Annotated in this window: 4 protein-coding genes; all 4 read left to right on the top strand. The window is 44.7% G+C overall.

The genetic code is table 11. The features are described from left to right. Window positions 1-327: 327 nt before the first annotated feature. The 4 genes from NQ542_RS00985 (at window position 328) to NQ542_RS00970 (ending at window position 9,464) form a co-directional block, all read left to right on the top strand. The gene (locus NQ542_RS00985; protein ID WP_005641245.1) at window positions 328-3,432 is read left to right on the top strand and encodes a SusC/RagA family TonB-linked outer membrane protein; all 3,105 of its coding nucleotides are present in this window, start codon (window positions 328-330) and stop codon (window positions 3,430-3,432) included. Window positions 3,433-3,443: 11 nt separating this feature from the next. After that, window positions 3,444-5,225, top strand: coding sequence for a RagB/SusD family nutrient uptake outer membrane protein (locus NQ542_RS00980; protein ID WP_005641247.1), 1,782 nt, complete (start codon window positions 3,444-3,446; stop codon window positions 5,223-5,225). Between the two features lie 206 nt (window positions 5,226-5,431). Continuing rightward, the gene (locus NQ542_RS00975) at window positions 5,432-5,986 is read left to right on the top strand and encodes a DUF3332 domain-containing protein (protein WP_005641250.1); all 555 of its coding nucleotides are present in this window, start codon (window positions 5,432-5,434) and stop codon (window positions 5,984-5,986) included. 100 nt (window positions 5,987-6,086) lie between these two features. Beyond that, window positions 6,087-9,464, top strand: coding sequence for a glycoside hydrolase family 2 TIM barrel-domain containing protein (locus tag NQ542_RS00970; RefSeq protein ID WP_039850223.1), 3,378 nt, complete (start codon window positions 6,087-6,089; stop codon window positions 9,462-9,464). The last annotated feature ends 420 nt before the right edge of the window (window positions 9,465-9,884 follow it).

Here is a 9,884-nt window from a genome sequence, read left to right as displayed (position 1 = left end):
ACTAACATCAACAGATTAATTACTAGGAAAATCAGGTTTACTCCCAAGGTTTTCTACAAGAAACAGACTGGTAATTCTGATGTTTTGGTACAAATTCGTATAACTTAATCATAGTCCTACAAGAACTTCATACAAAAAATCCTCCTTTTTGCCTATACAGCTTTATATTTCTTACAATAAGTCATAGTCCTACAAGAACTACGCATGTGCAAGCATAAACTTTGACCCTAATTACTAAAAATAAGCAAGTAAGTGTGAGCTGTAGAAGAAAACAGATCCTCTTAAAGCCTATTATATCTAACTATTATTAAACAAAAAACAATTAGTATGTTGAAAATCGCAAGACCAGTCAGTTTTTTGCTGTTGTCTGTAGCCCTTTGTTCATCAGGGGTGATATTTGCCGCCAACGAAACTACGACTCCCAAAGTTGGCATTTCTCAGCAGCAAGCAAGTTTGAAAGGTGTCGTTGAAGACGAGTTCGGCCCTGTAGCAGGAGCTTCGGTAGTTGTAAAAGGCACTACAAACGGTACTGTTACCGACATGAACGGTAATTTTGTCCTGGAAGTAAAAAAGGGAGATGTAATCGTTATCTCATTTATTGGTTATTTGACCCAAGAGATCAAATACAATGGAGAACAAACGATCAAAGTCAGTCTGAAAGAAGACACCCAAAAATTGGATGAAGTAGTCGTGATCGGCTATGGTACCCAAAAGAAAGTAAACCTCACCGGTGCCGTTGCATCTGTCGGCTCCGAAGAGCTGAAAGAGCGTGTCAATACGGACGTGTTGGCTTCCGTTCAAGGGCAGGTACCGGGAGTAACCATTATCAACCGTCAAGGTTCCATCTCCATCAACATGCGTGGTCGCGGAAACTTGGGGACTTCTTCCCCTTTGTTTGTCATTGACGGAGCAATAGCAGATGCTACATTCTTCTCCAATTTGGACCCGAATTCCATCGAAAGCGTTTCTTTTCTGAAGGATGCCGCTTCTTCTGCAATTTATGGTTCTCGTGCTGCTTACGGTGTTGTCTTAGTCAAGACCAAAGACGGTAAGGAAGGTGATGTAAAAGTGACCTATGATGGAACAGTATCCATGAAGATCGCAACATACACTCCAAAAGTTTTAAGTTCGGAATGGTATGCTCGTTTGAGCAATGAAGCGGCATTCAATGAAAATCCGAATGCAGAGATGCCATATTCGGATGAAGAGATCGAAATGTTCCGTAACGGAAGTAACCCAGATATGTATCCGAATACAAACTGGTATGATTTAGTGCTGGACGATTTAGCAGTCATGACAAAGCATTCCGTTAGCGTAAGCGGAGGAAACAAAGTCAAATATTTCACCTCATTAGGGTATATGTATGATGACAAATTTACCCCCGAGGCTTCCGCCAACCGATATAATATGACCACCAACCTCTCATCCGATATAACCTCATGGTTGTCTTGGCGTTCAAACTTCAAATATATCCAAAACACAAACAATACAGAAAGCGGAGGTATTGGATATACAGAACTTCTAACCGTTCCGTCTACATATGTAGCTCGTCAAAGCAATGGAGAATGGGGTAGTTACGAAGGGGGAAATCCTGCAGCGCTGGTAAATATGCAACGTAATCCACTACGTCGCTTGGAAGAAGGGGGATGGAACAACAACAAATCACAAAATACATTGATCGACCTCGCCCTCGATATTAAACCAGTTAAAGGATTGACACTGACCGGACAAATGATCTATAAGGCATATGACTATAAAGGTAAAACATACGAAGCCAATAGAAATAAAATCAAAGATTTCGTAACCGGCTCAGAATTGAACGGTACGGATGTGACCGCTTCCAAGATGACATATGACTGGAACGAAAATAGTCGTTTGACCTACAATGGTTTGGCCAATTATAATTGGAGCAACGAAAACCATAATATAAGTGCATTAGGAGGTGTCTCATACGAACATTACAAATACCAACAACAAAAATCATGGCGCCGCAATTTCCCAACCAACGGTATGACGGGTATTAATGGAGGTTCGAGCGCACCCAGCGACATGAGCACGGAAGGTGATGTTTACGAAGATAAATTAATGTCTTACTTTGCCCGTTTGAACTACTCGTACAAAGACAGGTATCTGTTGGAAGCCAACTTTCGCGCAGATGCTTCTTCCCGTTTCCACAAAGACAACCGCTGGGGTTTCTTTCCTTCGTTCTCTGCCGGATGGCGTATTAATCAGGAAAGTTTCATGCAAGATGCCAGTTGGATCGATAATTTGAAATTGCGTGCTTCCTGGGGACAGTTAGGTAATATCAATAACGTAGGACAATATGATTATTTTGCGACCTATGTACAGGGTGGAAATTATAACTTCGAAAATACGATCGTCAGCGGTATTCGAGAAGGAAAGCCAGCTAATCCTGGATTAGGTTGGGAAACCGTAACGATTACCAATGTCGGGGTTGATTTCGATATTCTAAACGGACTTTTCAGTTTCACTGGTGAATTCTACGACAAACAAACCAAAGATATCCTACTATCTTATCCGAGTCCAGCAGAAGTCGGTATCAATAGTGACTATAAGGTTTCGCAAAATATCGGTAAAGTAAGTAACAAAGGTCTGGAATTCAACATATCTCACAACAAATCCATTGGAGATTTCTCTTATACGGTTGGTTTTAATCTGTCTAAAAACTGGAATAAGGTAAAAGATTTAGGAGCAAACGATCCGATGATCGAAGACCCTTGGATTAAGAAAGTGGGTTATGCTATCGGCACATTCTACGGTTTCCGCTCAGACGGTTTATTGACACAGGAAGACATCGACAATGGCAACTACATAACAGACGGCATTACCCCACAGGCCGGAGACATTAAATATGTAGACTTGGATGGCGACGGAAAACTGACCGATAAGGACAGAGACTATCTGGCTTGTGACGTTCCCGATATTACATACGGCGTTAATCTAAACTTACGTTACAAAGGTTTCGAATTAAGTATGTTCGGACAAGGTGTGACTGGAACAATGGTTCGTTTCTATCAGGAACAGGCTTGGGCTTTCTCTGATAATGCCAGTCCACGTGAATTTCACCTGAAACGCTGGACCGTTGATAACCCCGACCCAAATGCAGCTTATCCTCGTATCTATCCGCGTACAAGTGCACACTCTACTTTCAACAATAAGTTCTCCGATTTCTGGTTGTTCGATTCTGATTATTTCCGTATCAAAAATATCACATTCGGATATAATTTCAATAAACACCAAATTCAGCATTTAGGTGTCGATGCTTTGAAACTTTACGTATCGGCTGAAAATCCATTTACAATCCGTGCAGATCACCGCATGGAAGACTTTGATCCGGAAACACCGTCCGGACGTGGAACAGACACCCGCGGAACTTCTTCTATTTCACTTGGTGTAAACTTAACATTCTAACAAAAAGCAAAATGAAAACAGTTAATAATATATTCAAACATACGTTCTTCTGCCTAGCTCTGGGAACAACAGTTTGCAGTTGTGACCTGGATGTCGAACCGACTTCCAGCATTGCAACAGAAACATTCTGGACATCAGAAAAAGATGCATGGTATAATCTGAACGCTGTTTACTCAGCAAGCATTCCCGGCGCAGCTGTTCACAGCGATTCGTATACGAACGATGCATACTGCCAATATTCATGGGAATCGAACGGAGCTATTTATCAGCAAAACGGCCTCAGTGCTCTATATGACGAAGGCTATAACTTCGAAACAGTCCGCAAACAAAACATTTTCTTGCAGGAAATAGAGAATGTTCCGATGGATGAAGATCTGAAAACACGGTTCAAAGCGGAAGTCCGAGCTATGCGTGCATGGACTTATCTGAACTTGACAACAACATTTGGTAAAGTTCCTTTGATCACCGATGTATTGTCATACGATGCTCCCAACATTCCTCGCGACGAAACAAGCAAAATCCGTGAATTTATTCTCAACGAACTAACTGAAGCAGCAGCTATCCTTCCGGAAAAATATGCAGGTAGTTATCCGAACGAAAAAGGACGTATGACCAAATATGCAGCTTTAGCCGTAAAAGCAAGAGCAGCCCTTTATTTCGGCGACTATCCGACAGCAGAAGCAGCAGCCAAAGAAATCATGGATAAAGGAGGTTTTTCATTATTCCAAGTCAGTGAATTGACCGAAGCACAAAAGAAAGAAGCTGAAGAAATGGAATTATACATAGATTTTGACAAATACGGTATCGACCGTGACAAATTTATGAAAGGCATGTTCAGCTACGAATCTTTATGGCATACGGAAAACGGGAACCCAGACAATCCGGAATATGTAATGACTCGTCAATATACCGCTTCCAGTTGGGACTACCAAGATATGACACGATACACAAGCATCCGTCCGAATCAATTAGGAGGTTGGTCTTCTGTGACTCCGACACAAAATCTGGTCGACGCTTACTGGACAGTAGACGGCAAAACACCGTCCATTCCCAGTATCGAAAAGCGTATGAATGCTTATAAAGTTATCAAAGGGGATTTGGACGAATATAAAGCTCCTGCAGGAGAAGCCAAATTTATTTCTTTTGCATCCGGCCTTATCAACAGTGGAAAACTGAAAGATTACGAGTACATGCAGGAATTCCGCAATCGTGATAGCCGTTTATATGCCTCCATCCTATTCCCCTTCAAAGGTTGGTATGAGACAAACTACGGTACAAACTTCATCTATGAATGGATCAAAAACGGGAATAATGAATCCAAGACTGGTTTCAACTTCCGCAAAATGTCACCGTTGGAAAATGATGCGAATAATGACGGACAAGCAACCGGCGATTATCCCTGTATCCGTTATGCCGAAGTACTGCTGATCTTTGCTGAAGCTCATACCCAGACAACAGGTTTCGACGGACAGACACAGGCTGCCTTGAATCAGCTTCGTGATCGTTGCGGTATGCCAAACGTACCGACAAGCCTCGGCAAGGAAGATGGATTGGCTTTGATCAAAAACGAACGTCGCATCGAACTGGCTGGTGAAGGTTTGCGCAGCGACGACCTAAGCCGTTATGGCGATGCTTATTGGAGTGCGCAGATGAACAATGTTCCTATCTCCACACCGGATGGCGAAAAAGTCATCACGATGAAATGGGATAGCCGGATGTCGCTGAGACCTATTCCCCAAACAGCAATCGACTTGAACCCTCTACTGGCAACAGATCAGAATCCAGGTTACTAACAACCGATACTCTCTATTAAAATAAAAAGAGGCTTCTAAAATCATTTAAATGAATTTTAGAAGCCTCTTTGTTTCATAAAAAGTTTCAAGTTCAAAAAGAAATTCATAAAGAGTAACCAATAAATAATTATAGTCCTGTTATTAATGACAATTATCGTATAAATTGTTATCTTCGTCCCCAAATTAACTACAAATACTAAATATTCATGAAGAAAAAAAGTCTAACTTTATTAGTGGCAGCAACGCTTGCCAGCAGTGTATTATTCTCATCATGCATTGGATCATTTGGGTTGTCAAATAAGCTGTTGGATTGGAACAGAAATATCGACAGCAAGTTTGTAAACGAGTTAGTATTCGTTGCATTCTGGATTGTTCCGGTTTATGAAATCTCTGCATTAGCCGACATATTGGTTTTAAACTCGATTGAATTCTGGAGCGGAAGCAACCCTGTTGCAGATGCCGGTACGGTAAAAACAATCGAAACCAAAGACGGCACGTATGCCATCGAAACCCAAAAAGACGGCTACCACATCCAGAAAGAAGGAGAAGAAAAAGCGGTCGATCTGGTTTTCAATGAAGCAGACAAGAGTTGGAGCGTAGAAGCAAACGGCGAATCGACCAAACTGCTGAAGTTCACAGGTGACGACGAAGTTGTCATGTACCTTCCCGACGGCAAAGAAATGAATGTAGAACTGAACCAGGCAGGCGTACTTGCTTTCAAACAGGTAGCCGAAGGTTATTCTTTCTACGCAGCAAGATAAAAAAGTTGAAAGTTGAAAGATGAAAGTCAAAGATATACTCTCTTTCACTTTCAACTTTCACTTTTCAACAGACTAAGTCTAATCTAAATTAAAAATGCATATGAAACACATGATCAAAAAAACGATGCTCACAGGAGCATTGAGTTGCTTCCTTCTGGGGACTGCATTGGCTGACGATGCGACGAACCAGCCTGCGAAGCCTTACTGGCAGGACATCCAAGTCGTTGCCGTTAATAAAGAGGCTCCCCGCTCCTCTTTCATGAGTTATGAAGACCGTGCCACAGCTCTATCTTCCCGATATGAAAAAAGTCCTTTCTACTCATTGCTGAACGGCACATGGAAATTCTATTTCGTAGATTCATACAAAGACCTTCCTGCCAACATCACAGATCCTTCTGTCAGCACTTCCGATTGGGACGACATCACCGTTCCGGGAAACTGGGAGGTACAGGGACACGGTACTGCCATCTACACGAATCACGGATATGAGTTCAAACCACGTAACCCGCAACCTCCACTGTTGCCGGAAGCAAACCCGGTAGGTGTTTACCGGCGCGACTTCGAGGTTCCTGCCGGTTGGGACGGACGTGACATATATCTACACATCGCCGGAGCCAAATCGGGCTTATATGTTTACGTAAACGGCAAGGAAGTCGGCTACAGCGAAGATTCCAAGAATCCGGCCGAATTCCTGATCAACAAATACCTGCAACCAGGCAAAAACGTGCTGACGCTGAAAATCTTCCGCTGGAGCACAGGTTCCTATCTGGAATGCCAGGACTTCTGGCGCCTAAGCGGTATCGAACGCGATGTCTATCTATGGTCACAACCCAAGATCGCTGTCAATGATTACCGTATTGTCTCCACGCTCGACGACACTTACAAAAACGGTATCTTCAGCTTGGCAATAGACATCAAGAACCATTCTGACAAGGTCAAGAACATCGACGTGACATACGAATTATTAGATGCAAAAGGCAATGTGGCTGCTACGGCAGAAAACAAGTTGTGGGTAAGCCCGAACACGATTACAACGACTTCGTTCGAAAAGACACTGGATAATGTGGAAACGTGGAACGCGGAACATCCGAACCTTTACAAGCTGTTGATGACGATCAAGGAAGATGGCAAGGTGACGGAAGTGATCCCGCAAAACGTCGGTTTCCGCCGCATCGAAATCAAAGAGATCGACCAGATCGCCGGCAACGGCAAACCATACACCGTCCTGCTGTTCAACGGACAGCCGATCAAGTTCAAAGGTGTCAATATCCACGAACACAACTCGCAGACCGGACATTACGTGACAGAAGAACTGATGCGCAAGGATTTCGAACTGATGAAACGGAACAATCTGAACTCCGTCCGCCTGTGCCATTACCCGCAAGACCGCAGGTTCTACGAGCTTTGTGACGAATACGGATTGTATGTTTACGACGAAGCCAATATCGAATCGCACGGCATGTACTACAACCTGCGCAAAGGCGGTACGTTGGGAAACAACCCGGAATGGCTGAAACCACATATGGACCGTACAGTCAACATGTACGAACGCAACAAAAATCATCCGTCCGTAACGATCTGGTCATTAGGTAACGAAGCCGGAAACGGTTACAACTTCTACCAGACCTATTTATATGTAAAGGACAAGGAAAAGACCATGATGGGCCGTCCGGTCAACTACGAACGTGCACAGTGGGAATGGAACTCCGACATGTATGTCCCGCAGTATCCAAGTGCAAAATGGTTGGAAGAGATAGGTAAGGAAGGTAGCGACCGTCCGGTTGCACCGTCCGAATATGCCCACGCGATGGGTAACTCGACCGGTAACCTTTGGGACCAGTGGAAAGCGATCTACAAATACCCGAACCTCCAGGGCGGCTACATTTGGGACTGGGTTGACCAAGGTCTGCTTGCCAAGGATGCAAACGGAAAAGAATATTATGCTTACGGCGGCGACTTCGGCAAAGACATGCCGAGTGACGGCAATTTCCTTTGCAACGGTATCGTGAGCCCGGACCGCACTCCGCATCCGGCTATGGAAGAAGTGAAATATGCACACCAGAATGTCGGTTTCGAAGCTGTAGATGTGGCGAAAGGCATATTCAAAGTGACAAACCGTTTCTATTTCACGAGCCTGAAAGATTACATGATCAGCTATACGATCAAGGCAAACAACAAAATCATCAAAGGCAACAAGATGTCTCTCGACCTGGCGCCACAGGCATCCCAGGAAATCACAGTCCCGGTAGAAGGCTTGAAACCGCAGGCCGGCGTCGATTATTTGGTGAACTTTGTCGTGACTACGACCAAACAGGATGGCGTGATCCCTGCCGGATACGACATCGCACAGGATCAGTTTGTTTTGCCGGTAACAGCCGACAAGACCGTTTACAAGGCCGCAGGCCCCAAGCTGACCGTATCTGAAGAAGGAAACGACCTGAAGGTGACTTCTTCCAAAGTGAACTTCGTATTCGACAAGAAAGCCGGCGTCGTGGCTTCCTATAAAGTAGGCGGCACGGAATACTTCAACGAAGGCTTCGGTATCCAGCCGAACTTCTGGCGCGCCCCGAACGATAACGACTACGGAAGCGGCAACCCGAAACGTCTTGAGATATGGGAACTCTCAAGCCGTAACTTCAATGTGACAAGCGCGACAGGCGAGATCATCGATGGTAATGCCATCGTAAAAGTCGACTATAAACTGCCGGCCGGCAACCAGTTCCTGGTGACATACAAGATCTATCCTGACGGTATCATGAACGTGGCCACCCACTTCACGCCTGCCCATTTGGACGGTGTGAAGATCGGTATTTCCGAAGCGACCGCCACCGCGACCTTCTCACCGGGCCGCGCCAATGTCAGCGAACGCGACAAGATGGTCGTTCCGCGTATCGGCGTACGTTTCCGTCTGCCGGCAACGATGGACCAACTGGAATACTTCGGCCGCGGTCCGCTGGAAAACTATTGGGACCGCAAAGCCGGTTACATGATCGGACAGTACAAGAGCACGGCTGAAGAACAGTATTTCCCATACGTCCGTCCGCAGGAAAACGGCCACCACTGCGATACCCGCTGGATTTCATTAGGCGGTAAAGGCAAGAACCTGTTGATCGTTGCAGACGACGAGATGGAATTCAACGCAATGCGTAACTCCGTCGAAGACTTCGACGCTGGCAAGGCAACCGACCGCCCGTACCAGTGGAACAACTTCACACCGGAAGAGATTGCCAACCGTCCGGAAATCGGACCGTATGACAAACCTCGCCAGACGCATATCAACGACATCGCGCCGCGTAACTTCGTTGAAGTATGCGTAGACCTGAAACAGCAAGGATTGGCCGGCTACGACAGTTGGTATTCACGTCCGGAACCGGAATATACTTTACCGGCAGACCGGGAATACAAATGGGGCTTCACTTTGATCCCCGGAGCCAAAGCCAACAGCGCACAGAAGAAAGCGGGCTACAGCTATAAATAAGCAATCCGGTTTCACATAACAAACTAAAAAAGCGGTTGCCAGAGATCGGCAACCGCTTTTTTTGCAAGCATCCGATTGGGCTTCACCATTCCCTGAAACCCTTTGACTATTATCATATGAGAGGGTGAAGGCAGTCCTGACGCTTGCCTTCACCTTAAAAATTTACTTTCACCTTGTCTCGCCCAGACACACCAGATCCGGCCTCTTATACAAAGCGACATATTTAAGCGAATAATAAAGAGATTGTGAATGATATTAATATCCTAATATACTAACATTTAATATTTACCTTATATCTCTTTTCATTTTCGACCTAAGTCGAAAGCCTTTTTGCCCATTGTCAAAAGCCTTTTTCACCAAGGGCGAAAAGGTTTTCGACTTAGGCCAAAAGCTCTATGGTTTTATAGTTTAACAATAAAA

It is taken from the genome of Parabacteroides merdae ATCC 43184 (genome assembly GCF_025151215.1).
In the GTDB taxonomy this organism is placed as follows: domain Bacteria; phylum Bacteroidota; class Bacteroidia; order Bacteroidales; family Tannerellaceae; genus Parabacteroides; species Parabacteroides merdae.
The sequence above is the reverse complement of the archived record's forward strand: the minus strand, read 5'-3'. Positions and strand labels throughout refer to the sequence as shown.